General features: G+C 74.0%; 12 protein-coding genes and 1 pseudogene. 6 read left to right on the top strand and 7 right to left on the bottom strand.

The window, feature by feature from the left end:
• Nucleotides 1–33: 33 nt before the first annotated feature.
• The 6 genes and pseudogenes from P2424_RS11070 to P2424_RS11095 all read left to right on the top strand — a co-directional run bounded on the left by P2424_RS11070 (nucleotide 34) and on the right by P2424_RS11095 (nucleotide 7,435).
• Nucleotides 34–1,542, top strand: a complete 1,509-nt coding sequence (locus tag P2424_RS11070) for an FG-GAP and VCBS repeat-containing protein (protein ID WP_276475590.1) — start codon at nucleotides 34–36, stop codon at nucleotides 1,540–1,542.
• A 236-nt stretch (nucleotides 1,543–1,778) separates the two neighbouring features.
• Nucleotides 1,779–2,876: pseudogene (locus P2424_RS11075) on the top strand (N-acetylmuramoyl-L-alanine amidase); the annotation flags it as partial.
• Between the two features lie 184 nt (nucleotides 2,877–3,060).
• The gene (locus P2424_RS11080) at nucleotides 3,061–4,623 is read left to right on the top strand and encodes an MFS transporter (RefSeq protein WP_276475591.1); all 1,563 of its coding nucleotides are present in this window, start codon (nucleotides 3,061–3,063) and stop codon (nucleotides 4,621–4,623) included.
• Between the two features lie 58 nt (nucleotides 4,624–4,681).
• Nucleotides 4,682–5,587 carry a LysR family transcriptional regulator gene (locus P2424_RS11085; protein WP_276475592.1) on the top strand — a complete coding sequence of 302 codons (906 nt, stop codon included), beginning with the start codon at nucleotides 4,682–4,684 and terminating at the stop codon, nucleotides 5,585–5,587.
• 181 nt (nucleotides 5,588–5,768) lie between these two features.
• Nucleotides 5,769–6,341 (top strand): cysteine dioxygenase family protein, encoded by a 573-nt coding sequence (locus P2424_RS11090; RefSeq protein ID WP_276475593.1) that lies wholly within the window; start codon nucleotides 5,769–5,771, stop codon nucleotides 6,339–6,341.
• Nucleotides 6,341–7,435 (top strand): putative sulfate exporter family transporter, encoded by a 1,095-nt coding sequence (locus P2424_RS11095; protein WP_276475594.1) that lies wholly within the window; start codon nucleotides 6,341–6,343, stop codon nucleotides 7,433–7,435. The genes P2424_RS11090 and P2424_RS11095 overlap by 1 nt, the downstream gene beginning before the upstream one ends.
• Before the next feature lie 271 nt (nucleotides 7,436–7,706).
• On the opposite strand, the gene P2424_RS11100 is transcribed toward P2424_RS11095, so the two are convergent.
• From P2424_RS11100 to P2424_RS11130, 7 genes are all read right to left on the bottom strand, one after another.
• Nucleotides 7,707–10,025, bottom strand: a complete 2,319-nt coding sequence (locus P2424_RS11100) for a molybdopterin cofactor-binding domain-containing protein (protein WP_276475595.1) — start codon at nucleotides 10,023–10,025, stop codon at nucleotides 7,707–7,709.
• A 75-nt stretch (nucleotides 10,026–10,100) separates the two neighbouring features.
• Nucleotides 10,101–12,521, bottom strand: a complete 2,421-nt coding sequence (locus tag P2424_RS11105) for a 2Fe-2S iron-sulfur cluster-binding protein (RefSeq protein WP_276475596.1) — start codon at nucleotides 12,519–12,521, stop codon at nucleotides 10,101–10,103.
• The gene (locus tag P2424_RS11110) at nucleotides 12,518–13,387 is read right to left on the bottom strand and encodes an FAD binding domain-containing protein (protein WP_276475597.1); all 870 of its coding nucleotides are present in this window, start codon (nucleotides 13,385–13,387) and stop codon (nucleotides 12,518–12,520) included. Before P2424_RS11110 ends, P2424_RS11105 begins: the two co-directional genes overlap by 4 nt.
• A 257-nt stretch (nucleotides 13,388–13,644) precedes the next feature.
• On the bottom strand, nucleotides 13,645–15,294 hold the full coding sequence (locus P2424_RS11115) for a beta-N-acetylhexosaminidase (protein ID WP_276475598.1): 1,650 nt from the start codon (nucleotides 15,292–15,294) through the stop codon (nucleotides 13,645–13,647).
• A gap of 12 nt (nucleotides 15,295–15,306) precedes the next feature.
• A complete protein-coding gene (locus tag P2424_RS11120; RefSeq protein ID WP_276475599.1) occupies nucleotides 15,307–16,158 on the bottom strand; it encodes a carbohydrate ABC transporter permease in 852 nt (283 codons plus the stop codon).
• On the bottom strand, nucleotides 16,155–16,985 hold the full coding sequence (locus P2424_RS11125) for a sugar ABC transporter permease (RefSeq protein ID WP_276478926.1): 831 nt from the start codon (nucleotides 16,983–16,985) through the stop codon (nucleotides 16,155–16,157). The genes P2424_RS11120 and P2424_RS11125 overlap by 4 nt, the downstream gene beginning before the upstream one ends.
• Before the next feature lie 113 nt (nucleotides 16,986–17,098).
• Nucleotides 17,099–18,355 carry an extracellular solute-binding protein gene (locus tag P2424_RS11130; RefSeq protein ID WP_276478927.1) on the bottom strand — a complete coding sequence of 419 codons (1,257 nt, stop codon included), beginning with the start codon at nucleotides 18,353–18,355 and terminating at the stop codon, nucleotides 17,099–17,101.
• Between the last annotated feature and the right edge of the window lie 167 nt (nucleotides 18,356–18,522).

Raw genomic sequence — 18,522 nt, forward strand, 5'->3', positions numbered from 1 at the left:
TGGAGTCCGGAGCACAACGACTCAGGAGGACGAGTGCGTCACCACGACCGTGCCACCCCCCGCACCACACCCGGTCGCGCAGCGACAGCGAGCGCCACCGCCGTGGCCGCCCGCGCCGTCGGCGTGACGGCGGCGCTGGCCGCCGGTCTCGTCTGCGCCACACCGTCGGTGGCGGCACCGGCGAAGAGCGCCGCGGCGCCCGCCGCCACCACGGCGGCCGACAGCGCCGCCGCGCCGAAGGCCGACTTCGACGGCGACGGGTACACGGAGACCGTCGCGGCGGCCCCCGCGGCAACCGTCTCCGGCAAGTCGTACGCGGGGTTCCTCACCGTGACCTACGGCTCGGCGAAGGGCGCGGACGTCTCGCGCCGCCAGCTCTTCAGCGCCAACTCCGCGGGCGTGCCCGGGAGCGCGGAGACCTACGGGGCCTTCGGCCGCAACACCGCGGCCCGCGACTTCGACGGGGACGGCGTCGCCGACCTGGCCGTCAGCGGCAACGAGGGCGTCGTCATCCTGTGGGGCGAGAAGGGCAAGGGCCTCACGAGCGCCACACAGGTCTCGGGGGTGAAGAGCGTCACCAGGCTCGTCGCGGGCGACTTCGACGGCGACGAGAAGCCCGACCTCGCCGTGGGCACCGGCGACTTCGACCAGGGGCTGACGGTGCTGTACGGCGGCTTCGGCCGGGACGGCGAGGCGGCCAGGAGCGACACCCGCGAGACCGGCCACCTGTTCGGGCCGACGTCGCTGACCGCGGGCGACGTCACCGGCGACGGCGTCGACGACCTGGTCACCACGCACGCCTTCGAGGAGATGTCCGAGAGCAGCGAGTTCTTCCAGGGCTCGGGCGACGGGCTGGCCACCTCCTCCGAGCACGTCACCGACGCCGAGACCGGCGTCATCGCCGACGTGGACAAGGACGGCTTCGGCGACCTGGTGATCCGCACCGTTCCGGGCGGCGTCGTGGAGGACCTGCCCCACGACCACGGCACGCTGAAGGTGCTCTACGGTTCGGCCGACGGTCCGGGCGCGCACCGCACGAGCACGCTGACCCAGAACAGCGCGGGGGTGCCGGGCGTCAACGAGGAGGGCGACGAGTTCGGCAAGGCCCTCGCGGCGGGCGACGTCAACGGCGACGGCTACGCCGACATCGCGGTCGGTGTGCCGGGCGAGGACATCGGCAGCGGCGCCTCGGGCAAGGATGCCGGGGCCGTCGTCCAGCTCCTCGGCGGCAGGGACGGGCTGACCGGTACGGGCGCGAAGAACTGGGACCAGGGCAGCGCGGGTGTGCCCGGCGTGGTCGAGGCCGGGGACCGCTTCGGCGCGGCCCTGACGATGACCGACACCGACCGGGACGGCCGGGACGACCTGGCCGTCGGCGCGCCCACCGAGGACGGCGGCAGCGACGCCGTGGACGCGGGCGCGGTGTGGGTGCTGCGAGGCACCACGGGCGGGCTCACGGCCGACGGCGTCGTCTCCTACGGGCCCAAGACCCTGGGTGCTCCGGAGGCGGGCTCCCGGCTGGGCGGCAGCTTCGCCCGCTGATCCGGCGGAGGGGCCGGCGGACCCGCCGGCCCCATGCGGGCGGCGCCGGTGCGGCGGTGGGGACCGCGGCACCGGCGCCGTCGCGTCGGGTGGCTCAACTCGCGTGTGGTGGTGGCGGGTTGGGCCCGGGACATCGGAGGCAAGGGCGCCACCGACGTCGTTGTCATGCATGAGTCACATGAGTACTGTGACGCCCCAGGCGCCTGAGCTCCATCCCCCCACAACAGGAGCACGTCATGCCCGCATACCCGCATGCCCGCAGGACGCGCACGCGCGTCACCGTCGCCCTCGGCACCGCCCTGGGCTGCGCCGCGCTGCTGTCCGGCGTCCAGCCCGCCACAGCCGGACCCAGCGGCCCCACCCCCTCGATGAACGCCTCCTTCACCTCGGCCGCCGAACAGTACGGGATACCCCGCGACGTACTGGCCGCCGTCGGCTACGGCGAGACCCACTTCGACGGCCACGACGGCACCCCCAGCCAGGCGCACGGCTTCGGTGTGATGCACCTGGTCAGCAACCCCGACCGGCACACACTCGAACGCGCGGCCGAGCTCACCGGGAAGTCGACCGCACGGCTGCGCACCGACACCGACGCCAACATCCGCGGCGGAGCGGCCGTGCTGCGCGGCTACGCCGACGCCCTCGGGCTCGACGCGGCGGAACGCGCCGACGCGGACGCCTGGTATCCGGTCGTCGCCCGCTACAGCGGCGCCCGCGGCACCGCCGCGCGGCTGTACGCCGACAACGTCTACCGGATCCTGCGACAGGGCGTCCGGGGCCGCACCCCGGACGGCGAGCGGGTGACCGTCGCGGCCCGCGACGTCCACCCCGCCAAGGGCGCCACCGGGTCGGGGCCCGCCACCCGGAGCGCCGACTACCCGGACGCCGCGTGGGTGCCGGCCGATCCGGCCAACTACGCCAAGGGGCGCAGCGCGGCGCTCGACACGATCATCATCCATGTGACCCAGGGCTCCTACGCGGGCACCATAAGCTGGTTCCAGAACCCCGAGGCCAAGGTCAGCGCCCACTACGTGGTGCGCTCCTCGGACGGCGCGGTCACCCAGACGGTGCGCGACGCGGACACCGCGTACCACGCCAGAAGCGCCAACTCCGCCGCGCTGGGCATCGAGCACGAGGGGTACGTCGACGACCCGTCCTGGTTCACCGACGCGATGTACCGCTCCTCCGCAGCGCTGACCCGCCATCTCGCGGACGCGCACGGCATCCCGCTCGACCGCGAGCACATCATCGGCCACAGCGAGGCCCCCGGCAACGACCACACCGACCCCGGGAAGCACTGGGACTGGGACCGGTACATGAAGCTGGTCAAGGGCTGACCCGACGACCGCGCGCAGACCGGCACCGGGGGCGGCCACCGGCCGACACCCGGCCGGTCACGTGCCGGGAACGTGACCGGCCACACGCAGGCCCACGGCCCGGGACCAGGACCGGCGACCGAGCCGCAGCTCCCACCACGGTAGGTGTCCTCCACCACGGGCGGCGCTTACCGTGGTGGGCATGTCAGCGACCGAGCCCGGCCCCGCGGCCGTACCGCCGGACGATCCCGCCACCCGGCCGCGGGAATCCGTGCTCAGCAGCGCCCACCGGCCGCTGACCTTCGGCATCGTCTCCGTCGTCCTCCTCATCGCCTTCGAGGCGACCGCCGTCGGTACCGCCATGCCGCTGGCGGCCGACGAACTGGACGGCATCCCGCTCTACGCGTACGCCTTCTCCGCCTTCTTCACCACATCCGTGGTGGGCATGGTCGCCTCCGGCCAGTGGTGCGACCACAGAGGCCCGCTGCCCCCGCTGACCACCGGCATCGCGCTCTTCGCCGGCGGGCTCCTGCTGTCCGGAACCGCCGGCAGCATGTGGCTGTTCATCCTCGGCCGCGCCGTGCAGGGCGTGGGCGGCGGACTGGTGATCGTGGCGCTGTACGTCACCGTCAGCCGCGCCTTCCCCGAGCATCTGCGGCCCACCGTGATGGCCGCGTTCGCCGCCTCCTGGGTGGTGCCCTCCGTGGTGGGGCCGCTGATCTCCGGCACGGTCGCCGAGCAACTGGGCTGGCGCTGGGTCTTCCTGGGCATCCCGGTGCTGGTGGCACTGCCGCTGCTGGTGATGCTGCCGCCGCTCAAGCGCCGGGCCTCCGGACCGCCCCCGGCCTCCGGTCCGTCCGGGGACGCGGGCGGCGACCGGCGCGAGGGCGGACGGCGGATCCGGCTGTCGGTCGCCGCCGCGCTCGGCGCCGGACTGCTGCAGTACGCCGGTCAGGACCTGCGCTGGAGCGCGCTGCCGCCCGCCGCGGCGGGGCTCGCCCTGCTGGCCCGGTCGCTGCGGGTGCTGCTCCCCCGCGGGACCCTGCGCGCGGCCCGCGGGCTGCCCTCCGTCGTACTGCTGCGCGGCATGGCGGCCGGTTCCTTCATCGTCGCGGAGAGCTTCGTGCCGCTGATGCTGGTGACCCAGCGCGGGCTGTCGGTCACCCTCGCCGGACTCACCCTCGCCGCCGGGGGCGCACTGTGGGCGCTGGGCTCCTTCGCCCAGTCACGGCCCCGGCTGGAGCCGCACCGCGAACGGCTCGTCGTCCTCGGCATGTCCCTGGTCACCTTCGCCGTCGGCTGCACACCACTGGTGCTGGTGAAGTCGGTACCCGTCTGGTGCCTCGCACTGGCCATGGGCATCGGCTGCTTCGGCATGGGGCTGACCATCTCCTCCCTCAGCGTCCTGCTGCTGCGGCTCTCGGCCCCGCAGGCGGCCGGACGCAACTCCGCCGCACTCCAGCTGAGCGACGGGCTCTCCAACGTGCTGCTGCTCGCGCTGACCGGCGCCCTGTTCGCCGCGCTGGGCGGCGGTTCGGTCACCGTCACCGGTGGTGCGGACGCCGCGGGTGCGGGCGCGGACTCCGCACAGCCGGCGGCGTTCGCGGCCGTGTACGCCGTCTCGGCCGTCGTCGCCCTCACGGGCGTCGCGGTGGCCCGACGGCTGCGGCCCGAACAGCGCGCCGGCCCGGACCCGGCAGAGCACCGTACGCCCGTTACGGAAGGGGCGCAGAAGTCCACCGAGGCGGCAGTGCCGACAGAGTGATCCAGAAGCCGAGAACCCCACCTGACACACCGACCCAAAATCCGCTTATGGTTCTGCCATGTTCGACTCGCGGCACATCAAGACCTTCCACGAAGTGGTGCGCGCGGGTTCCTACTCCGCTGCGGCCCGCGCACTGGGCTACACCCAGCCCGCGATCACCCAGCAGATGAAGGCACTGGAACGGTCCGTGGGCACCCCGCTGTTCGTGCGCGTCGGCCGCCGGATGCGGCTCACCGAAGCGGGAGAGGCACTGGCCCGGCACTCCGAGGTGATCCTGGAGACCATCAGCACCGCCCGGCAGCAGATGGAGTCCCTCACCCGGCTGCGGGCCGGCAAAGTCACCGTCTGCGCCTTCCCCAGCGCGGGCGCCACCCTGGTACCCGAGGCCCTCGCCGAACTCGCCGCCGCACACCCCGGCATACGCGTCGAGCTCCAGGAGGACGAACCGCCCGAATCGCTCCGCCGCGTCGTGCGCGGCGAATGCGACATCACCCTCGCCTTCACCTACCCCGGACTGCGCGAACAGGTACCCGAGGAACTGGTGGAGATCCCGCTGCTGGAGGACCAGCTCACCGTCCTGCTGCCCACCGGCCACCCCATGGCCCGGCGCCGCGCCGTGCAGTTGCGCGAGCTGGCCGACGAACGCTGGATCGCCGGCTGCCTGCGCTGCCGGGCCAACTTCCTGCACGAATGCGCCGAGCTGGGCTTCGCACCCGAGATCGCCTTCACCACCGACGACAACCTCGTGGTGCAGAGCCTGGTCGCCGAAGGACTCGGCGTCGCCATGGTGCCCGGACTGGTCCTCTCCTTCCTCGTCCACCGGAAGGTCACGGGCCGCGCCCTCGACCCCGCCTCGCGCCGCCAGGTCTCCGCCTACGTGCTGCGCGAGCACCTGGAGATACCCGCCACAGCACGGGTGCTGGCGGCGCTGCGCACGGTCGCGGAACGCCGCGTCGGCTGCTGACCGCCGCCACGCGGAGCCGCCGCGCGCCATGGCCGCGGCGCCTCCCCCCGCGAGGCCCGGCTGCCGGGAGCCGACCGGGCAGCCCTCCCCTCAGCGCAGCCGCCCTCCCATAAGCAGATACGAGGGAGGGGCCAAAGAACCGTCGTTGGACGTGATACGTGCCCGCCGCGACGCTGCCCGTATGACTGCGACGACGACCACCCCATCCGCCGCCCGGACCGCCGGGCGGCTGCACGCCCTCGTCGAGGACGTGCGCGAGGCCGTCGGCCGAGGGCTGCCGCCGGACGTGACCGCGTACCTGGTCGGCGAGAAGCTGGCACCGCACCTGGGCGCCGACGAGCTGCTGACCGACGCCCAGTGCGCACCCGACCCCGAGCGCTACCGCCAGCACATACTGCACGCGGAGAGCGACGGCAGCTTCTCCGTCGTCGCCCTGGTGTGGCTGCCCGGACAGGGCACCTCCATCCACGACCACGTCTCCTGGTGCGTGACCGGCGTACACCAGGGCGAGGAACACGAGCGCCGCTACCGGCTGCTGCCCGCCGAGGCCGCGGGCGGCAGCGCGCGCCTCGTCGCCACCGAGGACGTCGTCAACCCGCAAGGAGCCGTCTGCGGCTTCGCCCCGCCCGGCGACATCCACCGGGTGTGGAACGGCTGTGAGGGCCTGGCCGTCTCCCTGCACATCTACGGAGCGGACATCTCCCGGCTGGGCAGCAGCGTCCGCCGGGTGTACGACCTTCCGGCCGACGCCTGATGGCCCTCCTCGGCAGCCGCGCGCGGGAGACCCCACGCGCCGCGGACCGGCCCGCGGCAGCCGCCGCCACCGCGCCCGCACCGAAGCCGAGCCCCCTGCCCGGGCTCGCGCTCGCCGCGCTCGGCGTGGCTGCGGCATCCGCCGTGCACCTCCTGGTGCCCGCCGTTCCAATGCTGACGGCGGCGGTCGTGCTCGGCATCGCGGCCGCACACCTGCCGGGGCCGCGCACCCTGGTCCGCGGCGCCGCCCGCCCCGGACTGACCCTGGCCGGCAAGCGGCTGATGCGGCTGGGCATCGTGCTGCTCGGCCTCAGACTCGCGCTCGGCGACGTACTCGAACTGGGCTGGGCCACCGTGGCGATGGTCGCCTGCGTCGTCGTCGCCACCTTCTTCGGCACCGTGTGGCTCGGGCGCAGGCTCGAACTCCCCGGCGACCAGCCCGTACTCGTCGCGACCGGCTACTCGATCTGCGGAGCCTCCGCGATCGGCGCCGTCAGCGAGGTGCGGGGCAGCGAGGAGGAGGACGTCGCCACCTCGGTCGCACTGGTGACCCTGTGCGGCACCCTCGCCATCCTCGTACTGCCCCTCCTCCGCGGGTCCCTGGGGCTGGACGCCTCCCAGTTCGGACGCTGGGTCGGCGCCGGGGTCCACGACGTCGGCCAGGTCGTCGCCACCGCCCAGACCGGCGGCCCGCAAGCCCTGAACGAGGCCGTCCTCGTCAAACTCCTCCGCGTGCTGATGCTGGCCCCGCTCGTCGCGGCGATGGTCCTCGCCGTACGGGAACGCCACGGAGCTCGCCGGACGCCGGGGGGGACGCGCCCTCCGCAGGGCCGACGCCCACCCCTCGTGCCGCTCTTCGTGCTGGGCTTTCTCGGCATGGTGGCCCTGCGGACCACTGCGTGGCTGCCCGGCGCCGCACTCGAGTGCGCCGCCACCGCGCAGGAGATCCTGCTGGCCGCCGCGCTGTTCGGGCTCGGCAGTGCGGTGCATCTGCCGTCGCTGACCCGCACCGGAGCACGGGTCGCCGGGCTCGGACTCTGCGCCTGGATCGTCGTCGCGGGCGCGTCCTACGGCGGCGTCCTCCTCACCACCTGACCCCGTCGCGGGGGCGACTCCCTGCGCGGGGGCGTCTTCGCGAGGCACGTATCGGCGGGTCGACGATCCGATGACACGCTGTGCGGCCGCCTGGTGCAGCCGACCACCTGTCAGCTGAGCCGGTTCGTGGCGGACCACGCGTGCAGCTCCGACCACGAGGACGCACACGGGCAGGCTCGGCCACCGGCTCCTGGGGGGCGGAGCCCGCCGACAACGGCGCCGCACCAAGAAGGCAACCGACGGGGGCGCCCCCCGCGAGGGGGCGCCCGGGTCAGGAGGAGCTGACCGCGGCCTGCGGGCGGATCGGCATGCGGTTGACGGGCCGCCCCGTCGCGGCCCGCACCGCCGCGGCAACCGCGGAGGGCGTCGTCACGACCGGCGCGGACGACGCGGCCTTCGCCCCGAACGGCGCCACCACGTCCCGTTCCTCGATGAGCTTGACGATGCGGATGTCCGGCGCGTCCAGCGCCGTCGGCAGGGCGTAGGCGGTGAAGTCGGCGTGCCGGACGACGCCCTTGGCGACCCGCAGGTGCTCGGTGAGGGCGGTGCCGATGCCCTGGGTGATGCCGGCTTCGAGGCGGGCCCGTAGCTGGCGGGGGTTGAGGACGGCGCCGACGTCCTGGGCGAGGGCGATTTCGACGACGCGTACGGAGCCGAGTTCGATGTCGACGTCGACGACGGCGCGCACGGCGGCGAAGGCCATTCCGACGAAGGCGTCGCCCTGGCCCCATTCGTCGAGCGGCTCGGTGGGGTGGGGGCGGCACTGCGCGGTGGCCCAGAGTTCCTTGCCCTCCAGGGCTTCGGCGACTGTCGTGGAGAGCACGCCGTCGTAGGAGGTGATCTTGCCCTCCGAGATGGTGAGCAGTTCGGTGGACATGCCGAACTTCGCGGCGAGGGGCTGCAGGAGTTGGGTGCGGACCATTTTCGCGGCCCGTTCCACCGCGCCGCCGGATACCCAGGTGTGCCGGCCGCGGCCGCTGGCGCCGGAGGGCGGCTGGTCGGTGTCGACGGAGGCGACGTGCACCTCTTCGATGCCGAGGGTTTCCTGGACGATCTGCCGGGCGAGGGTGTCGAAGCCTTGGCCTGATTCGACGGCGGCGCACATCACGGTGGCGACGGGGCCGCTGACTTTGACGGTGGCGGTGGAGACCTCGTCGGTGCCCTCGGCGCCGAGCATGTGGACCATGCCGAGCGCGTAGCCCACGCCGCGCCGGACAGCCGAGGGGTCGCCGGCGCCTTCGGGGCCGCCGGGCAGCAGCCAGTCCGCTTCGGGCGCGTCCTTGGGCAGGGGGGGCAGCGGCGCCTCGTGGACGGCGGTGAGGAGTTCGGCGACGGGCGCCGGGCAGGTGACGGTCTGGCCGGTGGGCAGCAGGTCGCCGGTGGCCATGGCGTTGCGCCTGCGCACCTCGACGGGGTCGAGGCCGAGCCGTTCGGCGAGTTTGTCCATCTGGCCCTCGTATGCGGCGCACACCTGGAGTGCGCCTTCGCCGCGCACGTGACCGGAGGGCGGGTTGTTGGTGCGGACGACCCAGCCGTCGATCACCGCGTGCGGGACGACGTAGGGCCCGCAGGCGAAGGAGACGGCGGCGGCGAGCGCGTCGGAGGAGGTGTCCGCGTAGGCGCCGCCGTCCAGCAGGATCTGCGCCTCGACCTTGATCAGGTTGCCCGCGCTGTCCGCGTGGTGGCGGTAGCGCAGCAGGGTGGGGTGACGGTGGGCGTGCCCGAGGAAGGACTCCTCGCGGGTCAGCGCGATCTTGACGGGGCAGCCGGTACGCATCGCCAGTAGTCCCAGCGGGATCTGGAGCGCCGCGTCCTCGCGGTCGCCCATGGATCCGGGCACCCCGGTGACGACGATCTTGACTTGTTCGGGCGGGAGCCCGAAGCAGGCGGCTGCCAGGTCGCGATCGGTGTGCGGGTCGGTGGAGGCGGTGTAGATCTCCACACCGCCGTCCGGGCGCGGTACGGCGAGCGCGGCCTCGGCCCCGATCGGAGCCGGGTCCTGGCGGCCGATCCGGTAGAGGCCCTCGACGATGACGTCGCCGGTGGCCTCGGGGTCGCCGTAGCGCAGCGGGATGTGCCGCAGCAGATTGCCGTCCGGGTGCAGCGGTTCGGCCTCGAACGCCTTCTCCGGGTCGGTGACGGCTTCCTGCACCTCGTATTCGACGGCGATGGCCGCGGCGGCCAGCCGCGCCGTGTCCGGGTGGTCGGCGGCGACGGCGGCGATCGGCTCGCCGAAGTAGCGCACCACGTCCCGGGCGAAGGCGGGCTGGTCGGCGATCCTGCGGCCGTGCGCCGAGTCGCCGGGGACGTCCTCGTGGGTGATGACCGCCAGCACGCCCGGCATCTTGGCGGCTTCTTCGGTGTCGATGGAGACGATCCGCGCGTGCGGGTGCGGCGAGCGGTGCACCGCGGCCCACAGCAGCCCCTCGGCCCACAGGTCCGCGGCATAGGGGAAGGTGCCTTGGGCTTTGGCGTAGGAGTCGGTGGGGAGGACGGAGACGCCCAGGCCGTGCGGGTCGGGCTCACCGCGGGGGCCCGGCAGCGGGGCGGCGCCTCCGGCGCCGGGGTGCCCGTCAGCCGTTTCCGTCATGCCGCCGCCTTTCTGTGCAGGGTGCGTTCGCGGTGCACCCGGGGGTGGGGGACGCTGCAGCGGGGGCGGGGCGCATCAGGACGCGCCGCCGTCCCCGGAGTACCGGCTCTGGTGTGGGATGTGGGCGCCGTAGCCGCCTTCGTCCCACGTCCCGCCGTCGGGGGCGCCCGGGACCTCGGGCGGGCCCGGGTACCCGGGCGCTGCCGGGTCGGGCCCGTAGCCGGGCGCGCCGGCGTAGCCCTCGGTGCCGTAGCCCTCGGTACCGTAGCCGTCCGTGCCGTAGCCCTCGGCGGGGGGCGTCGGCTGTCCGTCGGGGCCGTGGCCGCCCTGCTGGTGGCCGCCCTGGCCGTAGCCGCCGTCGGCCCAGGTGTCCTGCTCGTAGCCGCCGGGCTGCTGCCCGTACCCGGCGGTGTCGTACCCGCCCTGCGGGTCGGGGCCGGGGGCGTGGTGCTGCCCGCCGGGGGCCGGGTGCGCCTCCGGCGCCTCGTACTCGGCCCGGGCCACGCGCTGTTCCACGACGGTGCGGACGGCGTCCACCACCCCGCGGTACCCGGAGCAGCGGCACAGGTTGCCGCTGATCGCCTTGCGGGTCTCCAGGTCGGTGGGCGCGTGGTTGCCCTCCAGCAGATCGTGCACGGTCATCGCGAGTCCGGGTACGCAGAACCCGCACTGCACGGAGCCGCTCTCGGCGAGCGCGCACTGCACATCCGAGGGGGTGCCGTCGACCGACAGGCCTTCGACGGTGCGGACCTCGCTCCCGGCGGCGGTGGCGGCGGGCACCAGGCAGGCGGCCACGAGCCGCCCGTCCACCTGCACCGAGCAGGCCCCGCACTCTCCTTGCGAGCAGCCGTCCTTGGCGCCGGCGAGGCCCAACCGCTCGCGCAGCACGTACAGCAGCGACTCACCGATCCAGGCACTGGCGACGGGGCGGTCGACCCCGTTGACCCGCAACTCGTACGAGACGTGCGGGTGCTCGTCCTCGGTCTCGACGGTCTCGGGGACCGGAGCCGCTTCCTCCGCGGCCGCGGGGGCGGTGGCTCCCTCCGGTGTCTCCGGGATGCCGTCCTCGGGCGGGCGGGCCGGTTCCAGGCCGCTGTCGGGCGCGGCGGCTGCGGAGCCGTCCGCCGGGTCGCCGCCGGGGGATTCCGGGGATGTGCCGGAGGGCTCGGCGGAAGGGGCTGCCGGCCCGGCGTCGGCGGCCTCCACCGGCGCGCCGGCCGGTTGCGGGGCGGCGGTCCGCTGCGCGGGCAGCGGGGCCGGGGCGGCGTCGGCCAGCGAGGTCACCTCGGCGTCCGCGTGGTGCTCCGGAGCGGCGGGCGGCGCGGGCGGTTCGGACGCGACGATCCCGGGGCCGGCGGCGGGCTGTCCGGCCGTTCCGTACTGCGCCTCGGGCTGCTGCGGGTGTTCCGTCGGGGCGGGTGCCGCGGTGTCGGGGTCTCCGGGGTGCCGCGGCTCGGCGTCGGCTGTCCCGGCGGGTCCGTCCGCGGTGGGGGCGCCGGGGAACCGGTACCCGGGCGCGGAAGCATCCGGCGCCCCCGGGAAGGGGCGGTCGGCGCCGCCCGGTTCGGGTGCGGGCGGCGGTCCGGGGACGTCCGGGTGCGGCGCCTGCCCGGGGGCGGGAGCCGCCGAGTCCCAGCGCGGGGCCGACGTCGGCGAGGAGGGCGTCCAGGCGGGCGCGGGCGCCTCCGGAGCTGCCGCGGACGCGGGGGCGGGGTCCGGAGCGGGCGCGCCGGGGGGCGGCGAACCGGGCGCGGTCGGCTCGGGGTTGCCGTCCGGCGCCGGGGCGGGTGCCACACCCGGGCCCAGCGGGCGGCGGCCGGTACGGGCCTCGTGTGAGCCGGCCAGCGCGGCGGCCGCACCCTGGCCGAGCCCCGCCGACCCGTCGGCAGCGGCCGGGTGCGGCGCCTCCTGCGGGTAGGGGCCGGGCCCGCCGAATGTGCCGGGGCCGGGTTCGGGCGCCGCGTACTGCGCGGGCTGCGCGTCGACGCCACCGGGCCCCTGCGGTCCGGGGTCCGCGGCGCCCGGCTCGCTTCCGGGTGCGAACGGCAGCACCCAGTGCCCCCCGGCGGCCGGATCGGCGCCGGGACCGGGGACTCCGCCGTCCGCGGGGTGGTGCGAGGGGTCGATGGGCGGCGGGGTGTAGCCGCCCTGCCCGGTGCCGGGCGCCGCCAGCGGTGCGGCTTCGGCCAGCTCGCCGAAGCCTCCGCTGGGCAGCTGCACGAAGGCGGTGGCGTCCGCGTCGTACTCGCCGCCGCCCCAACTCCTGGGCACGTGCTGCCCGTGCTCCGGCTGCTGGGCGTACGGGTCGGGTGCGGCGCCCTGCGCGGCCCAGGGATCGCCGCCGTACTGTGCGGCGCCGACCGCGCCGTTGCCGTACTCGTCCGTGTCCGTGTGCGCGTTCACATGTCCGTGCGGCTCCGCACCCGCGTGCGGTCCCGCGCCCCCGTTCCGGTGTCCGTTCCCGTTGCCCTGTGGTGCCTGTGGTGTGCCGCTCATGCGAGAGCCCTCCCGAGTCCCCGGCGGGCCAGTGTCGCCACGGTACGCCGCAAGTGCAGCGCCGCGGGCGGAAGCTGGGGGGCGGGCCCCGGGTTCTCCTCGGGGCCCGCCGGAAGCGGGTCGGGGATGCAGGCCATCGCGACGTACTCGCCGAAGGCGGTCAGCGCCTCGGGGGCCAGCGAGCGGTCGCCGTCCCAGTCGATGAGGGTGGCGATCCACTGCTCGGCCTCCAGCGGCCGCAGCGGCATCGGTGCGACGGCGCCGACCGCGCACCGCACGCCGCGCCGCATCGGGTCGAGGACGACGGCGACGGAGGCCAGGGCGCGGCTCGGCCCGGTGCGGCTGGTGGCCTTGAGGAAGGTCTGCGGGGCGTGCAGCAGCGGGACCTTCACATAGCCGACGACCTCGCTGGGCCGGAGGATGTCCATTCCGGCGAGCAGATGGCTGACCGGGAGTTCGCGGTGCGCCCCCTCCGGGCCGGCGATGGAGAGGGTGGCCTCCAGCGCGGCCAGCACGGGCAGCGCGTCCCCGGTGGGCGAGGCGCTCACGATGTTGCCGCCGAGCGTCCCCGCGTTCCGGATCTGCGGAGGTCCGGCGGCCCGGGCCGCGGCGGCGAGCGCGGGGATGAGCGCGGCGAAGTCGGGGCGTCCCATGCGCGCGTGGGTGAGTCCGGCGCCGAGCACGGCGTGCCCGTCCTGGTAGGACCAGCCACGGATCTCGCTGATCCGGCCGAGGCCGACCAGTGCGGCGGGGCGGAGGTGGCCGGAGTTGACGTCGGCCATCAGATCGGTGCCCCCGGCGACCGGTACGGCGGCGGGTACGGCGGAGAGCGCCGAGACGGCCTCGTCCAGGGTGGCGGGGAGCATGACGGCAGGGGGCACAGCCTGCGCGGCTCGTTCGCCGTCTGGTGCATGCCGTACGTGCGTGCTCACCTTGCTGCCCCTTCCCCGACATACCGGGCTCCCGGCTGCACTGCCGTACGGTACGTGCTCACAGCCCGGACGAGGCAACTCTGGCACATCTCGGCCCGCGCCTGACACGAGGGCCTGGGATGGGCCCTTTCGCACGGTTTGACCCGTGTCGGCTGTGAAATGTCGGGGAAAGGGACGTGTGGGGGGCCTGTTCACTCCAGGGGACGCCCCGGGATCCCGGGCCGCCGCTGCCAGGGCCGGGGCCCGGCAGCCGGGCGGTAGGCGACCCCGCAGGCGTCGAGGCGGGCGAGGTGCACGTCCGCCAGCCGCGTCGCGAAGTCCTCGTAGGGGTGGCCCGGTCCGGACCAGGCCAGCTCGGCGACGGCGGCGAGCCGCGGGAACATCTGGTAGTCCAGCCGCTGGATGCTCTCGGCGCACTCGGTCCACATGTTGGCCTGCACCCCCAGCACCCGTTCCGCACGCCCCTCCCGCGCCAGCTCGGCGGGCACCGGCTGCATCCCGTACACGTCGCGCAGCGTGGCCACGTACCCGAGCGGCACGGGCTCGTCCTCCCCCGGCGCCTGCCTCCGGTCGAGGTACAGCTCGTGCTCGGGGCACATCACCACATCGTGGCCGGCGCGCGCCGCGGCGACGCCCCCCTCGTACCCCCGCCAGGAGGAGACGACCGCTCCCGGAGTGAGCCCGTCCCGCAGTGTGCCGCCCTGGAGGATCTCGTCCCAGCCGATCATCCGACGGCCGCGTTCGGCGAGCCAGCGGTCGAAGTGCCGCACCATCCACGCCTGGAGGGCGTCCTCGTCGCGCAGCCCCTCGCGGGCGATGCGCTCCTGGGCGACGGCCGACTCCCGCCACTGGTCCTTCGGCGTCTCGTCCCCGCCGACGTGCACGAACGGGGACGGGAAGACCTCCAGCACCTCCTCCAGCACCTGTTCGTAGAAGCGCAGCACTTCGTCCGTGGGAGCCAGCAGGTGCGGGCTGACGCCCCAGTCGGTCCACACCTGCGCGCCGCCGTCGGCCGAGCCGAGTTCCGGGTACGCCGCGATGGCGGCCTGCGAGTGCCCGGGCAGTTCGATCTCGGGCACGACGGTGATGTGCCGCTCCGCCGCGTACGCGACGATCTCGCGCAGATCGTCCTGGGTGTAGTGGCCGCCGTGCGGGCGTTCGTCCCACAGCGGGGAGGCCCGGTGGCCGACCCGGGTGCGGGAGCGCCAGCCGCCGACCTCGGTCAGCCGCGGGTGGCGGCGGATCTCCATCCGCCAGCCCTGGTCGTCGGTCAGATGGAGGTGCAGGACGTTCAGCTTGTGCAGGGCGAGCAGATCGAGAGTGCGCAGTACGCCGTCCTTGGGCACGAAGTGCCGGGCCGTGTCGAGCAGCAGCCCGCGCCAGCCGAACCGCGGGGCGTCCTCGGCGGCGCCGGCCGGCACCTCCCAGGAGTCGGCGGTCGCGGCCCGGCGGAACGCCGCGGGCGGCAGCAGCTGGCGCAGTGTCTGCACCCCGCGGAACACCCCGGCGGCATCCCCGCCCGCCACCAGCACCCGGTCGGCGGTGACCTGCAGACGGTAGGACTCGGGGGCGCGCCCGGGGTCGATGCGCAACTCGACAGTGTTCTCCGGGTGCTCCGGGTGCTCCGGGTGCTCCGAGTGCTCCGGCTTCCCGGGGGCCTTTTGCGTCCCGGCCCCCTCGCGCCAGGGGAGCGCCGCGAGGCCGCGCAGCCATCGGGCGGCGCCCCGCGCCCCGGGGGCGGCGACGAGCGCGGTACCGCTCCCCCACACGAAGGGCGGGCCGTCGTCCTGCCACACCTCGCGCGCCCGCGGGACGAGCCCCGCCCAGCCAGTGGCCGACATGTTCGGTCCTCCTTATTTCACAGCCCCGCCGAGCCCGGAGACCAGGCGGCGGTGCACGCCGACGAAAAAGACGAGCACGGGCACGGTCATCACCGTGGAGGCGGCCATCACACCGCCCCAGTCGGGGGTTTCGGTGTCGAAGAAGACGAGCAGCGCCATCGGCAGGGTCGAGTTCTCCGTGGCGCTGATGATGAACGACTTGGCGAAGAGGAAGTCGTTCCAGGTGGAGATGAAGGAGAACACGCTCGTGGCGACCAGTCCGGGCAGGACGAGCGGGAAGAGTATCTGCCACAGAAAGCGCGTCCGGCCGGCTCCGTCGATGAACGCCTGCTCCTCCAGGGCCTCGGGAACGGCCTTCACGAATCCGCGCAGCATCCAGATGGCGAACGGCAGCGAGAAGGCCAGGTGCGGAAGGACGAGGGAGAGGAGGGTGTTGAGCGCCCCGATGTCCCGCATGAGGAAGAACAGCGGAATCGTCAGCGCTTCGACCGGCACCATTTGCGCGGTGAGGATGAGGATGAGCAGCGTGGTGCGCAGCCGGAGCCGGAAGCGGGCGACGGCGGTGGCGGCGAGGAAGGCGAGCAGGGCCGAGGCGACCACCACCGTGCCGCCCACCAGCAGGCTGTTGAGGAAATAGCGGCCGAAATCCTCCTGCGCGAAGACGCGGCGGAACGCGTCGAGGGACGGCGAGAGCGTCCAGGGAACGGGCCGGTCGGAGCGGATCTCCCCGGCCGGTTTGAACGCGGAGAGCACCATCCAGTAGAGGGGGAATGCGACCGCCGCGGCGATGAGCACGGCGGCCCCGTCGGCCACGGAACGCCACGGCCGCCGCACCCGGGGACGGGCGCCCGGTCTCGTGCTCATATCTCCTCCCCGTTCCTGCGGAGCAACTTCAGATAGACCAGCGTGACGGCGAGCAGAATCAGCAGCATGACGACGCCGATCGCCGAGCCGAGGCTGTACTCGGCCGAGGCGAAGGCCTTTTGGTAGGCGTAGACGTTCAGCACCAGGTTCTGCCCGGCGATACCGCCTCCGTCGGTCATCACATAGATCTGGGTGAAAACCTTGAAGTCCCAGATGACCGACTGGATGGTCACCACAATCAGTACCGGGCGCAGCATCGGCGCCAGCACGCTGCGCCAGGTCCGCCACACCCCGGCGCCGTCCAGTGCGGCGGCCTCCAGCACCTCGCCGGGCACGGCCCGGATACCCGCGTACGTCACCACCATCACCAGCGGAAACGAGCACCACACGACCTCCAGGAGGACGAGTGTGAACGCGCTGTACCGCCCGTACGTCCAGGAGTGGTCGCCCAGCCCCAGCAGCCGGTTGACGGGACCGAAGTCGGGGTCGAAGAGGAACACCCACACGGTGGAACCGGTGATCGCGGGGGTGGCCCAGGCGCCGAGGGCCGCGAGCATCAGCAGCAGCCGGGGCAGCGCCCGGATCCGGGTGAGCAGCACGGCCAGCCCGCAGCCGACCGCGACGGTGCCCAGTACGCAGCAGCCCGCGAACACCACCGTCGCCAGCAGCACGTCCCAGAACTGTGTGTCGCCCAGCAGTTCGGCGTAGTTCGCCAGCCCCTGGAAGCTGGTCGGCTCCCCGCCGCTGACCTGCGCCTGGGTGTACTCCAGTACGGAGATCAGCCCGAGCTGGTAGACGGGGTAGACGAGCAGCCCGGCCAGCACCACGAGCGCGGGGGCGAGGTAGAGCCAGGGCGTCCAGCCGGCGTGCCGGAGCGGCCGGCCGCGGCCGGGGGCGCGGTCCCGGGCGGGGGTACGGGCGGGCGCGCGGTCCCGGACGCTCACCGGTGGAATGCCTCGTCCATCTTCCCGGCCGCGTCGGCGGCGGCTTCGGGCACGTCCTGCTTGCCGCTGACGACCCGCTGGAACATCCCGGGCAGGATCTGCGAGGCGTCGATCCTGCCCCACGCCGGGCTGACGGGCACGAACTCGGTACCCGCCTCCAGGGTCGCCACGAACGGCTCGACGAACGGCTCCCGCGCGGCGACCTTCTTGCGGGTGTCGGCGAAGGTGGGCAGGAAGCCCATGGCGTCGAACAGCCGCTCCTGGGTGCGCTTGCCCGCCAACTGCTCCATCAGATCGACGGCGAGGCTGCGGTGCCGGGTGCTCTTGAGCACGCCGAGGTTGTTGCCGCCGGCGAAGGCGGGCGCGACGCTGCCCTGCTCGGTGCCGGGCAGCGGGACGACGGCATACTTCCCCGCGGCCGCGCCGTCCTCCATGGCCTGCCGGTTGAAGTCGCCGCCGATGGCCATGGCGGCCTTGCCGCCCGCGAACGCCTCCACCGTGTCGTTGCCGCCCATGGCGGCGCACTTGGCCGCGGGGCAGTTGCCGTCGCCGAAGAGGGAGGTGTAGGCGGCGATTCCCTTGCGCGCCTCGGGGGTGTCGACGGCCGCCTGGAACCTCCCCTCGCCGTCCTTCTCCGCCAACGCGCCGCCGTGCGCCCAGATGAAGGGCATGGCGCCGTAGGTGTAGGCGCCGCCGACGGCGATGCCGTACATGTCCTCGCGCTCGGCGTGGATCTTCTTCGCCGTGCGGGTCAGTTCGTCCAGCGTGCGGGGTGGCTTCAGGCCCAGGTCCTTGAAGACGTCGGTGCGGTAATAGAGGGCGCGGACCCCGACGAAGAGCGGCGCGCCGTACTGCTTGCCCTCCACGGTGACGGACTTCTCGGCGGTCGGGTCGAGGTCGTCGGCGGCGTCCCACTTCGCGAACTCGGCGCTGATGTCGGCCAGTCCGCCGTCGGCGACGTATCCGGCGGTGTCGGTGTTGCCGTACTCGATGACGTCCGGCGCCGAGTCGGGGTCGTTGAAGGCGCCTTTGATCTTCTCGGCCCGGCTGTCGACGGGGATGTACTGCACGTCGACCCGCACACCCTCGTGCTGCTTCTCGAACCGGTCGACCACCTTCCGGACGACTTTCTCCTTGGGCTTGTTGCCGACCTCGCGGAAGAGCCAGACGCGGACCGTGCCGCTCTTCTCGTCGCCGCCGCCCTCGCCGCCGGAGGTACCGGGTGCGCACCCGGCGAGGGCCGCGGCCGCCATCCCGAGTGCCATGAGTGGGGCGAGAAGACGTCGCCCGTTCCTGTGCTGTCCGCCCTTGCCGACCGTCATGACGAGACCCCCAAGCATGCTGTTGCAACATATGCAACGTGCGTTTCGCTCTGCACAACTTCGCGAGAGGCTACGGGCGGGCATACGCGGGGGGCAAT

This window comes from Streptomyces sp. WMMB303 (genome assembly GCF_029351045.1).
Taxonomy (GTDB): domain Bacteria; phylum Actinomycetota; class Actinomycetes; order Streptomycetales; family Streptomycetaceae; genus Streptomyces.